This is a genomic window from Burkholderia sp. Ax-1724 (assembly GCF_011752995.1).
Taxonomy (GTDB): Bacteria; Pseudomonadota; Gammaproteobacteria; order Burkholderiales; family Burkholderiaceae; genus Paraburkholderia.
This window is the reverse complement of sequence record NZ_VWWL01000003.1, coordinates 37,307-59,289: the sequence shown is the minus strand read 5'-3', so window position 1 is coordinate 59,289 and position 21,983 is coordinate 37,307. Positions and strand designations below refer to the sequence as shown.

Sequence of the window (21,983 nt, the reverse complement as noted above, 5' to 3'; positions counted from 1 at the left end):
GCCCGCTAGAATTGCCGGCTTTGCCCGCGTCGGGCGCGCCGCAAGGCAAAATACGGGTTTTGCGCGCGCCGTATGCGCCGCGTCGGCGTATTGCGAATTGCCCCGCGGGGTGCCGCGAACTGCCTTGCGGCGCTGGCCTGCCCGGCGGCCGGACGGCGTTTTTCCTGCGGCGCGCGAATCCGCATCATCACGGCCCTGCCCGGCCCGTCAAGGCTTCGCGGCCTCTGACGCCCGTGGCGCGGCGAGGACGGCTCGTCCTTTGACAGAGCCCATCAGGAGCATTTATGAGCAATTCGAACCCATCCTTCCTCGGCCGGATTTCACTGGCCGTCGGCACGTTTTTCAGCATCCTCGGCAATGGCGGCTTCGCGGCCGACGTGCTGCGCCTGCGCAACGGCGAACCGGTCGGCGCGGCGCCCGCGCCCACGCCGGCCCCTGCTGCAACGCCGACACCGACGTCGACGCCGGCGCCTGCTCCGCAGCCGAAGCCGGCGCCTGCTCTGCAGCCGAAGCCGCAACCGGCCCCGGTGCTGAAAGAAGCGACGCCCGACGCCGCCCTGCAACTGCTTGGTCTGCTGCAACGCGATGCGCGTTTCATCGACTTCGTCGAGGAAGACATCAAGGGCTATAGCGACGCCGACATTGGCGCGGCCGCGCGCCTCGTCCACGAAGGCTGCCGCGCGACGCTGCGCGAGCACTTCACGATCCGCCCGGTGCGCGACGAAGCCGAGGGCAGCCGCGTCACGCTGCCCGCGGGCTTCGATGCGAGTTCGGTGCGGCTGACCGGCAACGTCGTCGGCAGCGCGCCGTTTAACGGCAGCATCAGCCATCGCGGCTGGCGCGTCGACGAGGTGCGTCTGCCGAAGCTCGCGGACGGCCATAACGCGAAGGTCATCGCCCCGGCCGAGGTGGAGCTATGAGCGACGCTCGCTATTCGATCGGCATCGACCTCGGCACCACGCACTGCGCGCTGTCCTACGTGGACACGCACGCGAGCGACGGCGAGAAAACCACCCAGGACGTACTGCCGATCGCGCAGCTCACGGGCCCCGGCGCGATCGACAATCTGCCGCTGCTGCCCTCGTTCCTTTATCTGCCGCACCCCGACGAACTGGCCTCGGGCGACCTCTACCTGCCGTGGACCGGCCAGCGCGAATTCGCGGTCGGCGAGTTCGCGCGCAGCCGCGGCGCCGGCACGCCGATCCGGCTCGTGTCGAGCGCGAAAAGCTGGCTGTGCCATCCGGGCGTCGACCGTCGCGCGGGGATTCTGCCGAACGATGCGCCGCCCGAAGTCGCGCGCGTCTCGCCGCTCGAAAGCTCGGTGCGCTATCTGACGCACCTGCGCGAGGCGTGGGACCACACGCACCCGGACGCGCCGTTCGCCGACCAGGACGTCACGGTGACGATTCCCGCCTCGTTCGACCCGGCCGCGCGCGAGCTGACCGCCGAAGCGGCCCAGGCCGCCGGCTTCACGCGCATGACGCTGCTCGAGGAACCGCAGGCGGCGCTCTATAGCTGGATCGAGAAAAGCGGCGGCCAGTGGCGCAAGCAGGTGCGGGTCGGCGACATCATCCTCGTCGTCGACGTCGGCGGCGGCACGACCGACCTCTCGCTGATCGCGGTGATCGAGCGCGACGGCAATCTCGAACTGCATCGCGTCGCGGTCGGCGATCACATCCTGCTCGGCGGCGACAACATGGACCTCGCGCTCGCGCACGTGGTCGCACGCAAGCTCGCCGCGCAAGGCACCCAGGCCGACGCGTGGCAGTTGCGCGCCCTCACCTACGCGTGCCGTTCGGCGAAGGAAACGCTGCTCAGCGACCCCGCCACCGACACCGTGCCGCTCGTCGTGCCGAGCCGCGGCTCGAAGCTGATCGGCGGCTCGATCCGCACCGAACTGACGCGCACCGAACTGACGCAGACGATCCTCGAAGGCTTCTTCCCGCAAGTCGATAGCGCGGCGCGTCCGGTGAACCGCGCGCGCGTCGGTCTGACGCAGCTTGGTTTGCCGTATGCGCAGGACGCCGGCATCACGCGGCATCTGGCGGCGTTCCTCGGCAGGCAGGTCGGCGCGCTGGCCGAACTCGCAGGGTTCGGCGGTGGGGCCGCCAATGAGGGGGCCAACGCGGCCGCGCAAAACGCGAGCTTCCTGCATCCGACCGCGGTGCTGTTCAACGGCGGCGTGTTCAAGTCGGCGCTGCTGGTCGAGCGCCTGATGGGCACGCTGAACGGCTGGCTCGCGGCCGAAGGCGCGGCAAGCGCGCGTCTGCTCGAAGGCGCGGACCTCGACCTCGCGGTCGCGCGCGGCGCGGCCTACTACGGCTACGTGCGGCGCGGCCGCGGCGTGCGGATTCGCGGCGGCACCGCGCGCGCCTACTACATCGCGATCGAATCGGCGATGCCGGCCGTTCCCGGCCTCGAACCGCCGGTGCAGGCGCTGTGCGTCGCGCCGTTCGGCATGGAAGAAGGCACCGAGGCGGAACTGCTCGCGCAGGAGTTCGGCCTCGTGGTCGGCGAATCCGTGCATTTCCGCTTCTTCGGTTCGTCGGTGCGTCGTCAGGATCAGGTCGGCACCTTGCTCGATTACTGGAGCCCCGAGGAATTGCAGGAGCTCGAGGAAATCCAGGCGACCCTGCCGGCAGCCGGCCGCGCGACGGGCGAGGTCGTACCGGTGAAGCTGCATGCGCGCGTGACCGAGGCCGGCACGCTCGAACTCGAAGCGATCCCGCGCGGCTCCGAGGAGCGCTGGAAGGTCGAGTTCGACGTGCGCGGCGGCGCGCAGGCGTGAGCGAGCGGGTAAGAAGGCTGCGCAGATGAAGCGATACAGCGTCGGCATCGATCTCGGCACCAGCAACACGGTGCTCGCCTACGCGGAAACCGGATCGCACGAGATTCGCGTGTTCGGGATCGAGCAGCTCGTGAGTCCCGGCGAAGTTGCGGCGCGTCCGCTGCTGCCGTCGGTGCGCTATCACGCGGCCGAGGGCGAGCTGAGCGCGGCCGATCTGCCACTGCCGTGGTCCGCTGCGAGCGCCGCCGCAAGCCACGGCAAGGACGCCGCGCAGCCGGTCGTGGTGGGCCGGCTCGCGCGTCTGCTCGGCGCGCAGGTGCCGGGGCGGCTCGTCGCGAGCGCGAAAAGCTGGCTCTCGCATGCTTCCGTCGATCGCGTTGCGCCGATCCTGCCGTGGGGCGCGCCCGACGAGGTCCGCAAGGTCTCGCCGGTCGAGGCAAGCGCGAGCTACCTCGCGCACGTGCGCGCCGCGTGGAACCAGCAGTTCGCCCACGCGCCGCTCGAACAGCAGGACGTCGTGCTGACGGTGCCGGCTTCGTTCGACGAAGGCGCGCGCGCGTTGACCGTCGAAGCGGCGCGGCTCGCGGGTCTGCCGTCGCTGCGGCTGCTCGAGGAGCCGCAGGCCGCGTTCTACGACTGGCTGTTTCATCATCGCGAGCGCCTGGCCGGCGAACTCGCGAAGACACGGCTCGTGCTGATCTGCGACGTCGGCGGCGGCACGACCGATCTCACGCTGATCGAAGTCGCGTTGCGCGGCGACGGCGAGCCGCAGTTGACGCGCATCGGCGTCGGCAATCACCTGATGCTCGGCGGCGACAACATGGACCTCGCGCTCGCGCATCTGGTCGAGGCGCGGCTGCCGGGTGGGGCTGGCGGTGCCGCTGGCTCCGGTGACGTCAGGCAGGCGCCGCAGCGCTTGTCGGCGGCGAGCCTGTCGCAATTGGTCGAGCGCTGCCGCAGCGCGAAGGAACAACTGCTTGGCGCGCAGGCGCCGGAGTCGGCCTCGATCACGCTGCTCGGCGCCGGGTCGAAGCTGATCGGCGGGGCGCGCAGCGCGCAGGTCACGCGCGACGAGGTCGAAAAGATCATCGTCGACGGGTTCTTTCCGAAGGTCGCGGCGCACGAACGGCCGGGGCGGCCGCGCGGCGCGATTGTCGAATTCGGTCTGCCCTATGCAACCGACGCGGCCGTCACGCGCCATATCGCGGCGTTTCTTGAGCGCTTCGCGGCGCAGTCGCGCAAGGCGCTGGCCGTGGGTGCAGAAGCGGATGCGAACGCAGATGCGCTGGCGGATACGGCCAGCGCGTCGGGCCCTGGCAACGCAACCGCCCTGCCCGTGCCCGACACGCTGCTGCTCAACGGCGGCGTGTTTCGCGCCGACGCGTTGTCGCGCCGTCTCGCCGAAACGCTCGGCGACTGGCGCGGCGCACCGCTCAACGTCCTGCACAACGACAATCCCGACGTTGCGGTGGCGCGCGGCGCGGTGGCCTATTCGCTCGCGCGCGCGGGCTTGGCGCCGAAAATCGGCGGCGGTTCCGCGCGCAGCTATTTTCTCGTGCTCGACGAAACCGGCGCGGGCAAGCCGGATTCGGCACACGGCTCAACCCAGGATTGCGCGCCGAACCCGCCACACGACACCCCACCCGCATCGCGCGGCATCTGCCTGCTGCCGCGCGGCACCGAAGAAGGCCACGAGATCCTGATCGCGGAGCGTACCTTCGCGTTGCGGCTCGGGCATCCGGTGCAGTTTCACCTCGTGTCGTCGAGCGCGGACACCGTTTATCAGCCCGGCGAACTCGTCGATCTCGCGGGCGGCGACTTCATTCGTCTGCCGCCGGTCGCGACCGTCGTGCAGCCGCGCGACGGCCAGAATGCGCGCGAGACCACCGTGCGCATCGCGACGACGCTGACCGAAGTCGGCACGCTCGACGTGCACTGTCTCGCGCTCGACCACCCCGCGCAACGCTGGCGGCTCGAATTCCAGTTGCGCCGCTACGCCGCGCAGGTGGATCTGCCGGCGGATGCCGCGCACGAACGCCATCCCGCGCTCGATCGCGCGATCGAACTGATCGACCGCTGTTTCGGCTCGCGCGCGCAAAACGTCGATCCAAAGGAAATCAAACGGCTGCGCGCGCAACTCGAACAACTGCTCGGACCGCGCGATAGCTGGAACAGCGCATTGCTGCGCGAGCTGTTCGGCGCGCTCTGGGAACGCGCGCGCCGCAGACGGCGCTCGGCCGATCACGAACGGCTCTGGCTCAACCTCGCCGGCTATTGCGTGCGGCCGGGCTTCGGCTATCCGCTCGACGAATGGCGCGTCGAGCAGCTGTGGTCGCTGTTCGACGACGGCATTCAGTACGTCAACGATAGCCAGGTCTGGTCCGAATGGTGGACGCTGTGGCGCCGCGCGGCGGGCGGCCTCGGTGAGGACGCGCAACTACGCGTGCTCGAGGCGATGGACTATCTGGAGAAGGCCGCGCAAGCGCGCCACAAGCTGCCGTTCGATGTCGCCAAGACCGGTTTTGCCGATAGGGTGCGGCTGTCCGCCTCGCTCGAACGGATTCCGGCCGAGCGCAAGATCGAACTCGGCGAGGCCGTGCTCGCGCGCCTGAAGAAGCCTGCGGAAAACCACCAGAGCTGGTGGGCGGTCGGGCGTATCGGTGCGCGGCAGCCGTTCTACGGCAGCGCGCATAGCGTCGTGCCGCCCGCGGTCGCCGCGCAATGGCTCGACGCGATTCTCAAGCTCGATTGGAAGAAGATCGACCCCGCCGCATTCGCCGCCGTGCAGATCGCGCGCATGACCGGCGACCGCTCGCGCGATCTGCCTGACGATCTGCGCGCGACGGTCGTGCGGCGGCTCGAAGCGGCGAGTGCGCCGCGCGCGTGGGTCACGATGGTCAGCGAAACGGTCGCGCTCGATAACGCCGATGAAGGTCGTGTGTTCGGCGAGTCGTTGCCGGCGGGGTTGAAGCTGATCGGCACTTGAGGCTTGAGGTTGGAAGCCTCAAGCCGAGGCGTTTTTTGCGGGCAGCGCGCCTGCGCTGTTCCGCGCCGGTTTTCCCGCGCTCTATTGACGCAATCTGAAACTCAATACCGCCTGCGCCGCGTCGAGATCGCCTCGCTCCTGGAGTCTTTCCGCGAGCAGTTCGCGAAACATCGGCAGCTTGTCTGCGTCGTGTTGCTGGCTGAACTCGCGCAACACCTCGGCAATTGCCGCATGCTGGCTTTCCGGCGTCAGCGTACTCGCGACGTACGAACTGCCGCGCGCCAATTCCAGCAGATAAAGCAACCGGCAATGCGTCTTCTCGGCTTGCCGGCCAGGTTTGCGTCCACGGGGCATCGTTATTGTTCGCAGCCGTTATTCATAAGGTTATCTCAACAGTGCAAGCTTAAGAAAACCTTATGACCGTTCGTGCAGCGGCAATTTGCGCGTACGATTTTGATCGTACGCATTAACGGGGAAGTAATGGGGAATGCGTTGCCTGCGATAGGCAGGCATGGTACGCATCGCCGGCCGGAAACGGGAAAACAGCGAACAGCAAGCGCAGGCAGCGCTCAAGGCAAGCCAACTGCGTGCCCGATCGTCAGGATCGCTGATGATCGGGCACGCCGCGCCGTACTATGGTTTTACGCTTTACGCCATCGTTACGCGGTTGCGGCCGCTATGCTTCGAACGATACAACGCCTGATCCGCACTCGCGAAACCATCGCGATGCGCGGGCCGCGACGACTCCGTGATGCGCGTCAGCGACGCGCCCACGCTGACGGTCACGATGCCGAGCGGCGACGCGCCATGCTCGATCGCGAGGTCGGCGACACCACGGCGCAGCGCTTCGAGCGTGTCTTCGAGTTCGAACGCTCGCGCCTGCAGCACGAGCAGCCCGAACTCCTCGCCGCCCATGCGTCCGGCGACGATGCGCTCGTTGTCGGCGGCGGCCTGCATGACCGAGGCGACCTTGCGCAGACATTGATCGCCGGCCTGATGCCCGTACGTGTCGTTGTACTGCTTGAACCAGTCGACGTCGACCACCACCGAGCCCATTACGTCGCCCTCTTGCGCTTCTTTCCAGCGGCGCGCGATGCTGTCGAGCAGGAAGCGGCGGTTATAAAGCTGCGTGAGCGGATCGATCGCGGTGGCGGTGCGCATCTTCAGATCGTTTTCGATCATCGCGCGCAGATGGTAGAACACGCCGCGTTGCCCGGCATCGAGCCGGCCCGGCGACGGGTCCATCGCGCACAGCGCACCGACGATCTCGCCGTTCGGCGCGCGTAGCGCAATCGCCGCATAAAACCGCACGAACGGATGACGCCGCACGAGCATGCATTCGCGGAAGCGGTGGTCGTGATGCGCGTCTTCGATCACGAACAGATCGGCGTCGCGCACCGCATAGTCGGCGAGCGAGCAGGCGCGCGTGACGAGCGGCATCGCCATGCCGACTTCGGCGCGGTAATGCTCGTGCTCTTCGTCGAGCAGCACGATCGCGGTGATCGCCGCGCCGGTCACGCTCTTGAGAATCTCCGCCGCGTGCGTGAAGCATTCGCGCATTACCTGATCGTCATGCAACAGCCATTCGATGACCGAAGACTCCACCTCGGCTTCGCCGGTCGCGGGGGGCTCGATGGGCATCCGGCTGGCCAGGCGGTCGTTACTGTAAGCGAGTTGCACGGCGAGGTTCCAGAATGGGATTAGCTCATGTCAACGGCATAGGCCGGCGAAACTTGAGCGCCGATCGAGCGATCGCGAGAAAAGATGACGAGGGGGCGTGATTGAGCGAACCAGGCCTCGTTGCGAGGCGATTTCATGCCGTATTCAGCAGACAAATACGTCGTACGAAGCTGTCGTGCGGAGCCGCTTCGACGTCGCGGCGATCAGGCGGATCGGTGAGGAATTGGCGGCGGAAAAACGCAGCAGCGAGGAGGCAAAAGCACGAACGGACGGCGGAAAAAAGAAAACGGGGAAGGACATCCCTTCCCCGTTCTTCACGAGCCTGCTCCGGATTGACGCCCGGATTTACTCTCGCACGGACTCGCGCATTGACTCTGGCAGTTACTCTTTATCCGACTTCACCTGCGGCAGCGCCGAGACGTCGTTCGACGACAGCAGACCCACCTGCGAGTAGATACGCAGCTTGTCGCGCGTATCGGTGATGTCGAGATTGCGCATGGTCAACTGACCGATGCGGTCGCGCGGCGAGAACGTCGACGCGACCTTCTCCATCGACAGACGCTCGGGCTGATACGTGAGGTTCGGCGACTTCGTGCTGAGGATCGAGTAGTCGTTGCCACGGCGCAATTCGACCGTCACTTCGCCGGTGATCGCGCGCGCGACCCAGCGCTGTGCCGTTTCACGCAGCATGATCGCCTGCGGATCGAACCAGCGGCCCTGGTACAGCAGACGGCCGAGACGGCGGCCGTTTTCGCGGTACTGCTCGATCGTGTCTTCGTTATGGATGCCGGTAACGAGACGCTCGTACGCGATGTTCAGAAGCGCGAGGCCCGGAGCTTCGTAGATGCCGCGGCTCTTCGCCTCGATGATGCGGTTCTCGATCTGGTCGCTCATGCCGAGACCATGACGGCCGCCGATGCGGTTCGCTTCGAGCAGCAGCTCGACCGCGTTCGGGAACGTCTTGCCGTTCAGCGCGACCGGCTGGCCTTCCTCGAAGCGGACCGTCACTTCTTCCTTCGCGACCTGCACGTCGTCGCGCCAGAATGCGACGCCCATGATCGGGTTGACGATCTTGATGCCCGATTCGAGGCTTTCGAGGTCTTTCGCTTCGTGGGTCGCGCCGAGCAGGTTCGAGTCGGTCGAATACGCCTTCTCCGCCGACATCTTGTAGTCGAAGCCCGACTGGCGCATGAACTCGGACATTTCCGCGCGGCCGCCGAGTTCGTCGATAAACAGCTGGTCGAGCCAGGGCTTGTAGATTTTCAGGTCCGGGTTGACGAGCAGGCCGTAGCGGTAGAAACGCTCGATGTCGTTGCCCTTGTACGTGCTGCCGTCGCCCCAGATGTTGACGCCGTCTTCCTTCATCGCGGCGACGAGCATCGTGCCCGTCACGGCGCGGCCGATCGGCGTCGTGTTGAAGTAGGTGACGCCCGCCGTCGAGATATGGAACGCGCCGCATTGCAGCGCCGCGATGCCTTCCGCGACCAGTTGCGCGCGGCAGTCGATCAGGCGCGCGCCTTCGGCGCCGTATTGCGTGGCGCGACGCGGGATCGAATCGTAGTCGTCTTCGTCGGGCTGACCGAGGTTGGCCGTGTAGGCATACGGCACGGCGCCCTTCTTGCGCATCCAGTGCAGCGCGGCGCTGGTGTCGAGGCCGCCGGAAAACGCGATACCGACCTTCTGGCCGATCGGAAGACTTTCAAGGATTGTGCTCATAAGCAGTAGCGTTAAACTCGACGTACGGGGAGATTGGGGGTAATAGCTGAGTATCGGGCAAGCCTGGCGATCAGGCAAGTTCGCGGGAGTATACCGTGAACAGGCGCTCAGCCTTGGTTTTTGCCCGCCGGCGGGGGCTTGCGCGGCCCGTATCGCCGTCTGTCCGTCGCGTCGCGAGCGGCCTGCGTTGCTCGCGCTTGAAACCGCTGTGCAATCGCTTTGCAGCCGCGTTCATCGTCCCTGTCCTCACCCTCTTCCACTCGACGCCGCCATGACCACGACCGCCACGCCTCTCACGACGAACGCCTCGCTCATCACCAACGTGCGTCTTGCCGACGGCGCGCGCGTCGACGTATCGATTGCCGCCGGCCGCATCGCCGCGCTCGGTCCGGGCCTCGCGCGCGAACCCGGCATGCGGATCGAGGACGGTGCGGGCGCGCTGCTGCTGCCCGGTTTCATCGAAGGCCATACGCATCTGGACAAGACCCACTGGGGCATGCGCTGGTATCGCAACGAGGTCGGCCCGAAGCTCACCGACCGTATCGAGAACGAACGGCGCTGGCGCGCGCAAAGCGGCCACGATGCGGGTGCGCAGTCGCTTGCGCTCGCGCGCGCGTTCATGCAGGCGGGCACGACGCGTTTGCGCACGCACGTCGATATCGATACCGACGCGGGTCTGCGTCATCTCGACGGCGTGCTCGCGACGCGTCAGACCCTGCGCGACGTGTTCGACCTGCAGATCGTCGCGTTTCCGCAATCGGGGCTGCTCGGCCGGCCGGGCACCGACGCGCTGCTCGATCGCGCGCTGGCTGCCGGCGCCGACGTGCTCGGCGCGCTCGACCCGGCGCTGATCGACGGCGATCCCGTGCAGTCGCTCGACCTGACGTTCGGCCTCGCGCAGCGGCATCAGAAGCCGATCGACATTCATCTGCACGAGCCGGGGGAAATCGGTGCGTTTACGCTCGGCCTGCTGCTCGATCGCGTCGCGGCGCTCGGCATGCAGGGGCAGGTGGTAGTCAGTCACGCGTTCTGTCTCGGCGCACTGCCCGAGCGCGAACGCGATGCCCTGCTCGCGCGTCTCGCGGACCTGCGCGTCGCATTGCTGACCACCGCTCCACCGTCGGTGCCGGTGCCACCGCTCAAGGCGTGCCTCGAACACGGCGTGACACTGTTCGGCGGCAACGACGGCATCCGCGATACGTGGACGCCCTACGGTTCGCCCGACATGCTGGAACGCGCGATGCTGATCGCGATGCGCTACGGCCTGCGCCGCGACGACGACCTCGCGCTCGCGTTCGATTGCGTGAGCGGCGTGGCCGCGCGGGCGTGCGGATTCGAGTCGTATGGCTTGCAAGCCGGTGCGCGCGCCGACCTCGTGCTGGTCGAGGCGGACACGCTCGCGCATGCGATCGTCGCGCGGCCGGTGCGCAAGCTCGTCATGGCCAACGGCAAGGTGGTCGCGCGCGATGGCGCGCTGGTTGCTCAGTAGACGCGCAGCAGGTCCAGTTCAGCGCGGAGAAAACCTCAGGGCCGCTCGCCACGCGCGAGCCGCGCGTCGATTTCGTGCACGACCGGCAGCAGATCGGCCACGCTGTCGATCACGTAATGCGCGCCCGCCGCCTTGAGCTTGCCGATCGCGGCGCGACGGCGCGCGGCGAACTCGTCGGCGGACAGCGCCTTCACTTCCGCTTCGCTCATGCCGAACGCGTTGCCGCTCACCGCGACGCCGACCGCCCACGTGCCGCCGTTGATGCCCTCTTCGATGCCGACCTCGGTATCGTCGACCTTGATCGCCTCGCGCGCGCGCCATACGCCCAGTTGCGGCAAGGTCTTGTAGATCATGTACGGCGACGGCCGCCCTTCCGGCGTATCGCCGGTGCAGACGATGCTGTCCGGCGAGAAGCCCTGCGCGGCCGCGCCCGGCACGATTTGGTCGATGATCTCGCGCGTATAGCCGGTGGTCGTGCCGATGCGCACGCCGTCGTGACGCAATGCGCTCGCGACTTCGGCGACGCCGGGAATCACCGCGCTATAGCTGGCCGCGACCGCGATGTTCTTCGGCACGAACACGTCGTACACGGCATCGATATCGGCCTCGCCCGGCGCGTGGCCGTAGCGCTCGGCCCAGGCTTGCGCGACGCGCGGCAGCGCCATCAGCGCCGCGATATGCGGACGCTTGGCCATGCCCATCGGGCCGCGCGCTTCGTCGATCGTGACCGGCACGCCGAACTGCGCGAAGGTTTCGACGAATGCACCCATCGGCGCGCGCGAACCGTAATCGACCACTGTGCCGGCCCAATCGAAAATCACCGCTTTAACGTGCTTCATCTTTCCCGATCCTTTGCAATCCGAATGTGTTGCGCGAGTGCCGCACAAGTGCCTGTTGCACCTGTTGTGCCTGTTTACGCGGCCTGCGCGAGTTGCTTGCGTTCTTCGAGCGCGGCGGCCGGTGGCGCCGCATGCGGCACGCCCATCGTGCGCAGCGCCTGCGCACAGGCGTCGACGACGCGGCGCATCACGGACGCGTCGACCTGGCCGATGCAGCCGATGCGGAAACTGTCCACCACCGTCAGCTTGCCCGGATAGATGATGAAGCCCTGCTGCTTCATCAGTTCGTAAAACTGGGCGAATTCGAACGACGGATGGGCCGGCGAGAAAAACGTCACGATGATCGGCGAGCGCCAGTGCGCATTGAGCAGCGGCTCGAAGCCGAGTGTCTGCATGCCGGCGACCAGCACGTCGCGATTGTTTTCGTAGCGTGCGAGCCGCGCCGGCTGTCCGCCTTCGAGCGCGTAAAGACGCAGCGCCTCGATAAATGCCGCGACCGTATGCGTGGGCGGCGTGAAGCGCCATTGGCCCGTGCGGTTCATCACGTCCCATTGATCGTGCAGGTCGAGCGCGAGCGAATGGCTGCGGCCCTTCGCTTCCTGCAACGCGCTCTTGCGCGCGATCACGAAGCCGAAGCCCGGTACGCCCTCGATGCACTTGTTCGCCGACGAGACGAACGCCTCGCAGACGATCTGCCGCACGTCGAGCGGCACCGCGCCGAAGGCGCTCATCGAGTCGATCAGCAGCTTGCGGCCCTTCTTCGCGACGGCGGCTGCGATTTCCTCGAGCGGGTTCAGGATGCCCGAACTGGTTTCGCAATGAATCGCGACGACGTGCGTGATCGACGGATCGGCGTCGAGCATGCGCTCCACTTCGACGCCGCGCGGCGGCAGATAGTCACCCTTGTCGAGCAGCGTGCAGGCGCGGCCGAGATAGCCGAGCGTCGTCGCCGCGCGCTTGCCGTAGGCGCCGTTCGCGAGCACGAGCGCGTGGCCGTCGCGCGGGATCAGGCTGCCGAGCATCGCTTCGACGCAGTAGCTGCCGCTGCCTTGCAGCGGCACGCAGTCGTACTCGCCCGCGGTGTCGCCGGCGATTTCGAGCAGGTTCGCGCGCAACTGCGCGGTCATCGCGCGGAAGTCGCCGTCCCACGAGCCCCAGTCGCGCAGCATGGCCTGCCTGGTCGCGAGCGCCGTGGTCAGCGGCCCCGGCGTCAGCAGATAGGGCTCGCCGCCGGCCGGCGCGGCGCAGACGTTTTGAGCGCGGGTGGCCGAAGACGCTGCCGGCGTGGCCGCTGCCGTCGTGCCTGCCGGTGACGCCGGTTGTGCCGACGTGGCTGCTGCCGCTGCTGAACCGCCGATCACGCTTTCCATGTCCGCCACTCCGCTAGAACTGATGTCGATAGCCGACACAGTATAGAAAGCCTGTCCATCGGTAAAATCGATATAATTGATAGAGGTATCGCTAAAACTTATTCGATAGCGAGGCACACGTGCAATATGCGCAATTACGGGCGTTTCATGCGGTCGCGGAACACGGCGGGTTTTCGAAGGCGGCGCAGGCGCTGTCGCTGACGCAGCCGGCCGTGTCGGATCACGTGCGGCGGCTCGAACAGGATTACGGCGTCAAGCTGTTCGAGCGCGGGCCGCGCGGCGTCGCCACGACGGAACTCGGCTTGCGGCTTTTCAGCGTAACGCGGCAGATGCTCAGCTGCGAGCGCGACGCGCGGCAATTGCTCGAATCGGCGGGCGGGCTCGAATCGGGCTCGCTGTCGCTCGTCGCCGACGCGCCCGATCTCGCGGTCGCGCTGATCGGCGCGTTTCGCAAGCAGCACCCGGGCATCGTCGTGACGCTGTCGGTCGCCAATGCGGCCGAGTGCATGCAGCGCGTGCTGTCGAGCGCGGTCGACGCGGCGATCACCGCTGCGCCGCAGGTGCATAGCCGGCTCGAAGCACGCGTGTTGCGGCGCGACCCGCTCGTTGCGATGGTGCCGGCCGGCTACGCGGTCGCAAAAAAGCGCCGGCTCAGCTACGCGGAACTCGTCAGGCAGCCGATGATTTTCCGCGAGCCGCAATCGGTCACGCAGCAACTGCTCGAAATCGAACTCGTGCGCGAGTCGTTGCAGGTCGAGCCGGTGCTTTACGTCGACGGGCGCGAGGCGCTGGAAGAAGCGGTCGCGCAAGGCATGGGCGTCGGCGTGATCGCGCGCGCGGAATTCAAGGAGTCGCGGCGCATCCGGATGGTGCCGCTACAGGATTGCCAGGTGCAGATGACCGAGTCGTTGACGCGGCTCGCCGAACGGCCGGGCTCGAATCTGCTCGATGCGTTGTTTGCGGTGGAGTTGGCGGGGGTGGTCGAGGGGGAGCCGGAGTCGGTTAAGGCCGATTCCACGCGGGTGCCGCATAGTTCGTAAAATTTCTGTGCGCTGGAAAGACGGACAGCAAAAAGCCGACCCGCGAGAGTCGGCTTTTCGTTGATAGGCATGCGAATGGTGAACTACCGATACTCGTCAATCTCAAGTGTCTCGAACTCGACAGCCAACTCCGCGCCGGCCGTTGCAAGGATTATCGCGACCTGGCGCCCCGGCGTGTCAGAAAAGCGCTCGCTTTTCGAAAGCATGGCAAGTGCGAGGTCGTAATTCGTATCCTCCGGCTTGAGAAGCTTTAACTCGAAGACAATGTTATTGGATACGCTGAAATGTTCAACGGTGCAGCGACTGGTTCCGCTAAAAGTGGCGGTTGCCCGCTTCCCGTCATCTTCCAGCAGGACAATGAGTTTATGCCTGTCGCGAACGGCAAGAGCACTGATATTCCAGTCGTGGAAGTAGTTGAATTGAGTTATCTTGTCCATCAAACCAATCCCTTTTCAAGGCAGCAGGGAAAACACATCGAACGACAAACAGAAAACGCGCTAAGGCGCTGGCGTGACCGAAATGAACTGCTTCAACTCCGGCTTGTATTCAGCCAGCAGGCTCAGAATGGCCGCACCGAAACGACGTGCGAATTCGTCGTCAATGTTGAAATCGAACTCTTCCAGCAGCACGGGAATATCCAGTTTCCCCTCACACAGGGGACGTACCTCAGCCTCGGCGACAGCATTGCACACCAGCATTTTTTGCTCGGTATCGTAACGAACGACAATCGAACTGGGGGTTCTTTGCTTGCTCATATTGGTCTCGTGTATCCCATGCAAGTGTTGGCATGGCTTGACGCACATTCAACGTAACCGCTACTGCCTCGTACAACACTTGTTAGGGCAGTCAGGCTCAAACGAGATTTCAACGCGCCGACCGTTTTCGACATCGTTCTTCGAATAGACTCGTGAACTTGCCTTTACCGTTCCACGCAAGAAGCCAAATTGATCGAGCACGGCTCTACCCGCTATCAGGCGCGCTTGGGCCAATTGCGCTGGATTCCGTTCGCGTTCCTCAGCATGCCCGCTCACCCACGTTATTTCTTTGGTTTTGTGATTCGCGTAGGTAATCTTTTGATCGGCTACCCAGTTGACTAGTCGTAAAACCTCGTCGGCGGGAATAATCGCGCTATCTGGCGGGAAATAGATATCGAAATTCTCGCCAGGCATACATGCGAAAACGGATCCCGATATCAGCATCGAAAGAATGGCATAGAGCTTATGCATTGTAGGTGACATATCCGGCGATGCTGTCAGCGTTATCGATTGCTCTTTTAAAGTCATTCCGGCAAAACATGAGGACTCCGCTGCACAGCAGCTTTCGGGCGAAACGCTGATCGTAGCAGTTCATAGGCACCCAGCGGTACATCTACAACGAGCCTTGACAACTTTTAACTTCGCATAGGAATGCGATTGGTTTTTGATCTGTGCCAAGGCGAATTTGATATATCGCAAACACGCAAGGCAAACGACAGACCCAACGACAAACGGCGCGGCCTTCCCCACTTCAGGCCACGCCGCTCGCAACGAGCGTTACATCCAATCAAACCAACGCCAAATCAATACCCCGCCCCCCCACCTCACCGCAGCCCGCCACTCGCGATCAACGATTCCCCCGTCAACCAGCGCGAATCGTCCGAGGCGAGGAACGTCACGACATCGGCGATATCGTCGGGCCGGCCGATGCGTCCGAGCGGCGTTGCGCTGAGCGTCCACGTTTCGAGGTCGGAGCCGATCACGCCGGCGCTATGCGCGCCCTCGGTCTCGACCATGCCCGGATTAACCGCGTTGACGCGAATCCTGCGCGGGCCGAGTTCCTTCGCGAGCACGCCCGTGATGCCGTCGACCGCGCTCTTGGTCGCCGTATAGACCGCGCTGCCCGACGGCGTGATGCGGCTCACGATCGAGCCCACGTTGACGATGCTCGCGCCCTCGCCGAGATGCTTGACGGCCGCCTGGGTCACGAGCAGCAGACCGAGCACGTTGATATTGAAGTGGCGATGAAAATGCTCCTCGGTGATCGCTTCGATCGGCGCGAATTCGTAGACGCCCGAGTTGTTGACGAGGATATCGAGCTGGCCATACGTCTCGACGGCCGCATCGACGATGCCCTGCGCGTCCGCGGCCTTCGACACGTCGCCGCCGACGGCGACCGCCTTGCCGCCCGCCGCGGCGATGTCGGCGACCACCTTGTCGGCGCCCGCGCGGCTCGACGCGTAGTTCACCACCACCGACGCACCCTGCGCCGCCAATGCCTTCGCAATCGCCACACCGATGCCTTTCGATGCGCCCGTCACAACCGCTACCTTGCCAGTGAGCTTGCTCATGATGTGTCCTCTGAAGGGTTCGCGCCGGCGTGCCGCTGCGGGAAACCGCAGGGTCCACGCCGATGAAGCTGCAAATGCAGTGGCGCTGTCATTGAACACAATGTAGGTAGCGCGGCGAGCCGGATAAAGCGAATCGAGCCGAACAGATACGCCGGTTGCGGCGAACAATCGACCAGGCGACCAGCCGGCTTGCGCCGGATCGCGTCATTTACACGGGCCTTACGGCCATTGTTTTCCGCTTTGCGCGTCCAGCCGATGCTTCTATAATCGTCCCATCTGTAAATCGTCGTTTCACATATAAAACAAAAGACGCTTATCCCTTCGAGCCGCCATTCGGCGAATCCCATCGAATCCATCGCGCTCGCCGTCTTCTGAACGAGAACCTGTCATGTCTGCCTTGCGCCCCACCCGTGTGCGTTACTGGATGCTGTTGCTGGTGTTCGTCGGCACCGTCGTCAACTATCTCGACCGCGCGAATCTCGCCGTCGCCGCGCCGCTGATGAAAAACGAGTTCGGGCTCGGCCCGGTCGAACTGGGCTTTATCTTCTCCGCGTATTCGTGGACCTACGTGATCGCGAACATTCCGGGCGGCTGGGTCGTCGACCGTTTCGGCTCGCGCGTGATGTATGCGTGCGCGATCTTCATCTGGTCCGCATTCACGTTCGCACAGGGTTTCGCGGGACGTTTCGCGACGTTGTTCGGTTTGCGCCTCGGCGTGGGCGTCGCCGAAGCGCCGACCTTTCCGGTCAACAATCGCGTCGTCTCGATCTGGTTCGCGCAGCACGAGCGCGGCTTCGCGACGAGTGTCTATCTGGTCGGGCAGTACGTCGGCATGGCGGCGCTCACGCCGCTGCTGTTCTGGATCGCGCATCGCTTCGGATGGCGCGAGATTTTTCTGTTCACGGGCGCGCTCGGCATCGTCTGGGCCGCGGTCTGGTACGCGATGTATCGGGACCCGGAGCACAGCCGGTGCGTCAATGCGGCCGAGCTCGACTATCTGCGCGAAGGCGGCGCGCTGATCGACCGTCAGACCGGCACGCGGCAACATCACGCGTTTCCGTGGCGCAAGCTCGGTGTGCTGTTTCGCAACCGGCAGATCATCGCGATCTGCGCGGGCAAGTTCGCCTCGCTATCGTCGCTGTATTTCTTCCTGACGTGGTTCCCGACCTATCTGATCTCCGAGCGCCACATGACGATCCTGAAGGCCGGCAGCGCGAGCGCGGTGCCGTTCGTCGCGGCGTCGGTCGGCGTGGTCGCGGGCGGGCTGTTATCGGACTGGCTGCTGCGGCGTGGCGCCTCGGTCGCGACCGCGCGCAAGACGCCGATCATGACGGGCCTGCTGCTCGTGCCGACGATGACGCTCGCGGTGCTGACCGACACCAACTGGATCGTGATCGCGATCATGTCGTTCGCGTTCTTCGCGCAGGGTGTCGCGTCGGCCTCGTGGTCGCTCGTCGCCGACATCGCGCCCGAAGGCATGGTCGGCATCACGGGCGGCGCGGTCAATTTCGCGGGCAACCTGTCGGGCATCGTGACGCCGATCGCGATCGGCTTCATCGTGCGCGCGACCGGTTCGTTCGGCTGGGCGCTCGGGCTCATCAGCCTGTTCGCGATCATTGCCGTGCTGTGCTACACGTTCCTGCTCGGCGAGGTGAAGCGGATCGAGATTGGAGATGAGCGGCGCAATGCAACTGACAATGCGGGGCCGCGTGACGCCGCGCGGGATTCGGCTGATGAAACGCGTGTGTGAGGCGAGTCCACGGTGGTGAGTCAACGCGGGTGAAGTGAAGCCGGTTGAAATTGCCAGGGTATGCCAACGAGTGCCGATGCGTGCCGATACGCAACATGCGCAACGTGCGCATCGGCGCGCGGCAAACCACACCGCCGCTCACCGCCTGCGCATGAGCGCAATCTGCACGGCCACGCTCGCGAGCACCGCGAGCGCGCCGAGCGTATCCAGAATAACGGGCCACACGATCTCCCTCCTTCGATATCCACTGCGCTCCTGTCTTGTCAAACGAACGCGCGCGCGGTCAATTGAACGCCGAGGCCGAGCAGACAGACGAAGAACCAGCGCCGGAAACTCGCCGCGCCGATGCGTCCGCGCACGCGCTGGCCGAGCCACATGCCGACGAGCGCCGGCAGCACGGCGGCAAGCGAGTTGCCCAGATCGTCGAGCGCGAATGCATGCGCGCCGGCGAGTCCGATCGCGAGTGCGAGCGTCGACACCGTGAACGACAGTCCGAGCGCCTGCACGAGGTCCTCTTTTTTCAGGTCGAGCCCCTGCAGATAGGGGACGGCCGGCACGACGAACACGCCGGTTCCACCGGTCAGCACACCGGTCGCCACGCCGATCACGGGCGAGAGCCAGCGCTCGTGGCGCGCCGGCACCGGAAAGCGCCACGCGAGCAGGCCGGCCGCCGCATAGAGCATCAAGGCGGCGCCGAGTCCCGCGACCGCCCATGCGCCGCCTCCGCCCGCGATGAACGGCGCGGCCACGAGCGTGCCGACGACGATGCCGGCCATCATCGGCCAGAGGCGCTGCGCGAGCGCGCGCACGCTCGCTCCCGCGAACAGTTGCCACATGTTCGTGACGAACGACGGCAACAGCAGCAGCGCGGCCGCCTGCGCCGGCAGCATCAGCGTGCCGAGCACGCCCATCGCGACCGTCGGCAGCCCCATGCCCGTTACGCCCTTGACGAAGCCGGCCACGACGAAGGTGACGGCCACGGTGCCGACACGCGCGACGACAGGCAGGGCAAGCAGCGGCGCAAACGAAGAGGCCATCGGCGGAATTCCGTTGAAGAAGCGATGCTGGCGATTTTCAAGCGCCGCAACGCGCTCCACAATGCGTAAGATACGTAGCGTGGCTTAGTCTGGGGCTAAGGCAGAAGCTCAAGCTGAAACGCTGAAGCTTTAGCGATGCCGTGCTGAAGCCAGCGCCCCGGATCGAACCACCCCAACACTTCGAGCTTCACCCACCCTCTCTCGCGGCTTGCCCCGCCCCCTCGCCCATGCGCTTCGACCTCATCGATCTGCGGCTCTTTCTGCACATTCTCGATACCGGCAGCATCACGCACGGCGCCGCGCGCACGCATATGTCGCTGCCGTCGGCGAGCGCTCGGCTGCGCGGCATGGAAGAAACGCTCGGCATGCCGCTGCTCGAACGCGGCCGCCGTGGCGTCGAGTCGACACCGACCGGCGACACGCTCGCGCATCATGCGCGGCTCGTGCTCGGCCAGATCGACAGAATGCAGGGCGAGCTCGGCGAGCATCAGCAAGGACGCAAGGCATGCATCCGGCTGTGGACCAATACCGCGGCGATCACCGAGTTTCTGCCGTCCGCGATCGGGGTTTTTCTGCGCGAGCATCCGAACGTGCAGGTCGATCTGAAGGAGCGCCAGAGCAGCGAGACGGTCAAGGCGGTACTGAGCGGCACGGCGGAGATCGGTATCGTTTCCGATGCGGTCGAGCACGGCGCCTTGCAAACGCTGCCGTTCGCGGTCGACACACTCGTGCTCGTCACGAGCCGCGACGATGCGCTGGCCGCGCGCCGGCGCGTCGCGCTCGCGGAAGTGACGGAGCGTGAGTTCATCGGCCTGAGCGCGGACAGCGCGCTGCAAACCTATCTCGGCGAACGCGCGTTGCTGGCCGGCCAGGCGCTCGCGTTCCGCGCGAACGTGCGCACTTTCGACGGCGTTTGCCGCATGGTCGAACAGGGCGCGGGCATCGGCATCGTGCCGGCCACGGCCGCGAAGCGCTATCGTGGCACACCGGGTATTCGCACAATCGAACTGAGCGATCCGTGGGCCACGCGCCGTTTGCTGATCTGCATGCGCGACCTGAATACGATGCCGCGCGCGGAAAAAGCCTTGGTCCGGCATCTGGCGGGCATCTAGCGAACCTGCTTCGCATCGCTTCAGACGATGCGCGGCCGCGCTCGCGATTTCACGGCTATTGCTATCATTCGTTGCCGTCCCGGACCGCTGCACCGGGAGCACGGGCGGGCATGCTCAAGCGTGCTCGGGCACCAGCAGGCGTAAGCAGGCACAAGCAGGCACAAGCAGGCACGCCCAGACAGACAAAAAGGAAACACACCCGGCATGCCGTCCGGCACGCACGAGAGGTATGCATGGAATTTCGCCAGCTTCGCTACTTCATCGCGGTCGCAGAGGAAATGAACATCACGCGGGCGGCCAACCGTCTGCATATGACGCAGCCGCCGCTCTCGCGGCAGATCCAGCAGATCGAGGAGAGCGTGGGCCTGCCGCTCTTCGAGCGCGGCTCGCGGCCCTTGCGGCTCACCGAGGCCGGGCGTATTTTCTACACCCAGGCGAAACGGCTCGTCGACGAAGCCGACGAACTCGCGCCGCTCACGCGCCGGCTCGCGCAACTGGCCGAGCGCATCGTGATCGGCTTCGTGCCGTCGACGCTCTATGGCGCCCTGCCCGCCGTGATCCGCGCGTTTCGCGAGGCCGCGCCGAATATCGAGCTCTCGCTGATCGAAATGTTCACGATCGAGCAACTGGCCGCGCTCAAGGGCGGCCGTATCGACGTGGGCTTCGGCCGTCTGCGTTTCGACGACGAACAGCTCGCGCGCGAAGTGCTCGTCGAGGAACGCATGATCGCCGCACTGCCGCAAGACCATCCGCTCGCGCGGCAAAAGAAGCCGTTAACGCTCGCGGCGCTGGCTCAGGAAACGCTGATCGTCTATCCGAGCACGCCGCGGCCGAGCTATGCCGACCAGCAGCTTTCGGCGATGCACGATCAGGCGCTCGAACCGAAGGCGATTCATGAAGTGCGTGAATTGCAGACCGCGCTCGGTCTCGTCGCGGCGCAGGTGGGCGTGTGCCTCGTGCCGGAGAGCGTCGAGGGTCTGCGCGCGCATGGCGTCGCGTACCGGCAGATTCCGTCGGCCAATGCCGCGTCGCCGATCATCATGAGCCGCCGTCTGCAGGACGAATCGCCCGCGACGACGCTCATGTGCGCGCTCGCGCGGCAGTTGTTCAAGCGGAGCTAAGGGTCAACTGAGGGTCAACCGGGGGGCCGCGGCGTGGCAAGCGCGGCTCGTCAATCCGTGCCGTACTTCGGCGAACGCGGCCCATACAGCAGCCCGTTCGGCGGCCCTGCCGACAGCAGACGCGCGCTCGTCAGGCCCGCCACCTCGTGGCCTTCGTCCATCAGCGAATGCGCGACCTGCCTGACCGCCGCCTGCACGAGCATCCCGACGAGCCCGCCTCCTATGTTGACGTTCATGCCGACCTCTTTGCCGGTTGCGCTGCCGAGGCCTTGCCAGAGCACGTCGCCGGTTTTCAGATCGACGAGTTTCGCCGACGCGGCGACGACCGTCGTGCTGTCGATGATCTGGTAGACCGAGCCGTATTGCGTGATCTTCGAATACAGCACGGCGTCCGCGCCGAAGATGTCGCGCAGCTTCGCGGGCGCGACCTGCTCGATGTCATTTGGCGTCGTGAGGCCGTTCTGTTTGAAGGTCTCGTCCATCAGCGCGACCGGAATCACGTAGTAGCCGGCTTCCGCGAGCGGCAACGTCATTTGCGACAACACGCTCGACGACGCCTTCACGTCCGCCGTCTCATTCACGGGCGGCAACACGAGAATCGCGCGCGGCTGTGCTTTCTTGAACGCGGTGTAATCCGCATGATGCGGCTGGCTCGCGCACGCGGCCAGCAGGCCGAGAATCGACAGCGCCGACACGAGCTTCAGGGAAATCAGTTTCAGCATGGCGTAG

21 protein-coding genes are annotated in these 21,983 nt (G+C 65.5%); 8 read left to right on the top strand and 13 right to left on the bottom strand.

Annotated features, from left to right (window positions below; translation table 11 throughout):
* Nucleotides 1–284 precede the first annotated feature (284 nt).
* The 3 genes from F3J19_RS04270 to F3J19_RS04260 are packed head-to-tail and all read left to right on the top strand — an operon-like array spanning nt 285 to nt 5,774.
* The gene (locus F3J19_RS04270) at nt 285–920 is read left to right on the top strand and encodes a DUF2760 domain-containing protein (protein WP_167038151.1); all 636 of its coding nucleotides are present in this window, start codon (nt 285–287) and stop codon (nt 918–920) included.
* Entirely contained in the window at nt 917–2,788 is a 1,872-nt protein-coding gene (locus F3J19_RS04265; protein ID WP_167038150.1) for an Hsp70 family protein, read from the top strand. The genes F3J19_RS04270 and F3J19_RS04265 overlap by 4 nt, the downstream gene beginning before the upstream one ends.
* A gap of 25 nt (nt 2,789–2,813) precedes the next feature.
* Nucleotides 2,814–5,774, top strand: coding sequence for an Hsp70 family protein (locus F3J19_RS04260; RefSeq protein ID WP_167038147.1), 2,961 nt, complete (start codon nt 2,814–2,816; stop codon nt 5,772–5,774).
* Nucleotides 5,775–5,855: 81 nt separating this feature from the next.
* Here F3J19_RS04260 and F3J19_RS04255 read toward each other — a convergent pair whose 3' ends face one another.
* The 4 genes from F3J19_RS04255 to argG all read right to left on the bottom strand — a co-directional run bounded on the left by F3J19_RS04255 (nt 5,856) and on the right by argG (nt 9,170).
* Complete coding sequence (locus F3J19_RS04255) at nt 5,856–6,128, bottom strand: hypothetical protein (protein ID WP_167038145.1); 273 nt, start codon at nt 6,126–6,128, stop codon at nt 5,856–5,858.
* Nucleotides 6,129–6,422: 294 nt separating this feature from the next.
* Entirely contained in the window at nt 6,423–7,415 is a 993-nt protein-coding gene (locus F3J19_RS04250; RefSeq protein ID WP_167038143.1) for a sensor domain-containing diguanylate cyclase, read from the bottom strand.
* A gap of 183 nt (nt 7,416–7,598) precedes the next feature.
* Entirely contained in the window at nt 7,599–7,772 is a 174-nt protein-coding gene (locus tag F3J19_RS04245; protein ID WP_167038142.1) for a hypothetical protein, read from the bottom strand.
* A 63-nt stretch (nt 7,773–7,835) separates the two neighbouring features.
* Nucleotides 7,836–9,170, bottom strand: coding sequence for an argininosuccinate synthase (gene argG, locus F3J19_RS04240; protein ID WP_167038140.1), 1,335 nt, complete (start codon nt 9,168–9,170; stop codon nt 7,836–7,838).
* A gap of 271 nt (nt 9,171–9,441) precedes the next feature.
* Between argG and F3J19_RS04235 the strand changes: the two genes are divergently transcribed.
* Nucleotides 9,442–10,659 (top strand): amidohydrolase family protein, encoded by a 1,218-nt coding sequence (locus F3J19_RS04235; RefSeq protein ID WP_167038138.1) that lies wholly within the window; start codon nt 9,442–9,444, stop codon nt 10,657–10,659.
* A gap of 35 nt (nt 10,660–10,694) precedes the next feature.
* Here F3J19_RS04235 and phnX read toward each other — a convergent pair whose 3' ends face one another.
* Together phnX and F3J19_RS04225 are read right to left on the bottom strand one after the other, a co-directional pair.
* Complete coding sequence (phnX, locus tag F3J19_RS04230; protein ID WP_167038136.1) at nt 10,695–11,498, bottom strand: phosphonoacetaldehyde hydrolase; 804 nt, start codon at nt 11,496–11,498, stop codon at nt 10,695–10,697.
* A gap of 74 nt (nt 11,499–11,572) precedes the next feature.
* Complete coding sequence (locus F3J19_RS04225) at nt 11,573–12,868, bottom strand: 2-aminoethylphosphonate--pyruvate transaminase (RefSeq protein ID WP_167038134.1); 1,296 nt, start codon at nt 12,866–12,868, stop codon at nt 11,573–11,575.
* A 119-nt stretch (nt 12,869–12,987) separates the two neighbouring features.
* Between F3J19_RS04225 and F3J19_RS04220 the strand changes: the two genes are divergently transcribed.
* Nucleotides 12,988–13,908, top strand: coding sequence for a LysR substrate-binding domain-containing protein (locus F3J19_RS04220; protein ID WP_167038132.1), 921 nt, complete (start codon nt 12,988–12,990; stop codon nt 13,906–13,908).
* An 83-nt stretch (nt 13,909–13,991) separates the two neighbouring features.
* On the opposite strand, the gene F3J19_RS04215 is transcribed toward F3J19_RS04220, so the two are convergent.
* The 5 genes from F3J19_RS04215 to F3J19_RS04195 all read right to left on the bottom strand — a co-directional run bounded on the left by F3J19_RS04215 (nt 13,992) and on the right by F3J19_RS04195 (nt 16,590).
* The gene (locus F3J19_RS04215) at nt 13,992–14,345 is read right to left on the bottom strand and encodes a hypothetical protein (RefSeq protein ID WP_167038130.1); all 354 of its coding nucleotides are present in this window, start codon (nt 14,343–14,345) and stop codon (nt 13,992–13,994) included.
* Nucleotides 14,346–14,405: 60 nt separating this feature from the next.
* Nucleotides 14,406–14,663, bottom strand: coding sequence for a hypothetical protein (locus tag F3J19_RS04210; protein ID WP_167038128.1), 258 nt, complete (start codon nt 14,661–14,663; stop codon nt 14,406–14,408).
* 60 nt (nt 14,664–14,723) lie between these two features.
* Nucleotides 14,724–15,134 (bottom strand): hypothetical protein, encoded by a 411-nt coding sequence (locus tag F3J19_RS04205; RefSeq protein ID WP_167038126.1) that lies wholly within the window; start codon nt 15,132–15,134, stop codon nt 14,724–14,726.
* A gap of 353 nt (nt 15,135–15,487) precedes the next feature.
* Nucleotides 15,488–16,234 carry a glucose 1-dehydrogenase gene (locus F3J19_RS04200; RefSeq protein ID WP_167038124.1) on the bottom strand — a complete coding sequence of 249 codons (747 nt, stop codon included), beginning with the start codon at nt 16,232–16,234 and terminating at the stop codon, nt 15,488–15,490.
* Entirely contained in the window at nt 16,231–16,590 is a 360-nt protein-coding gene (locus F3J19_RS04195; protein WP_167038122.1) for a hypothetical protein, read from the bottom strand. The genes F3J19_RS04200 and F3J19_RS04195 overlap by 4 nt, the downstream gene beginning before the upstream one ends.
* A gap of 32 nt (nt 16,591–16,622) precedes the next feature.
* On the opposite strand from F3J19_RS04195, the gene F3J19_RS04190 reads away from it, so the two are divergent.
* On the top strand, nt 16,623–17,984 hold the full coding sequence (locus tag F3J19_RS04190; RefSeq protein WP_240158737.1) for an MFS transporter: 1,362 nt from the start codon (nt 16,623–16,625) through the stop codon (nt 17,982–17,984).
* 263 nt (nt 17,985–18,247) lie between these two features.
* Here the strand turns inward: F3J19_RS04190 and F3J19_RS04185 are convergent, their stop codons facing one another.
* Nucleotides 18,248–19,021 carry a sulfite exporter TauE/SafE family protein gene (locus F3J19_RS04185; protein WP_167038120.1) on the bottom strand — a complete coding sequence of 258 codons (774 nt, stop codon included), beginning with the start codon at nt 19,019–19,021 and terminating at the stop codon, nt 18,248–18,250.
* 227 nt (nt 19,022–19,248) lie between these two features.
* On the opposite strand from F3J19_RS04185, the gene F3J19_RS04180 reads away from it, so the two are divergent.
* Together F3J19_RS04180 and F3J19_RS04175 are read left to right on the top strand one after the other, a co-directional pair.
* Entirely contained in the window at nt 19,249–20,133 is an 885-nt protein-coding gene (locus F3J19_RS04180; RefSeq protein WP_167038118.1) for a LysR family transcriptional regulator, read from the top strand.
* A 233-nt stretch (nt 20,134–20,366) separates the two neighbouring features.
* The gene (locus F3J19_RS04175; RefSeq protein WP_167038116.1) at nt 20,367–21,254 is read left to right on the top strand and encodes a LysR family transcriptional regulator; all 888 of its coding nucleotides are present in this window, start codon (nt 20,367–20,369) and stop codon (nt 21,252–21,254) included.
* Between the two features lie 50 nt (nt 21,255–21,304).
* Here F3J19_RS04175 and F3J19_RS04170 read toward each other — a convergent pair whose 3' ends face one another.
* Nucleotides 21,305–21,976, bottom strand: coding sequence for a DUF799 domain-containing protein (locus F3J19_RS04170; RefSeq protein WP_167038114.1), 672 nt, complete (start codon nt 21,974–21,976; stop codon nt 21,305–21,307).
* Nucleotides 21,977–21,983 lie beyond the last annotated feature (7 nt).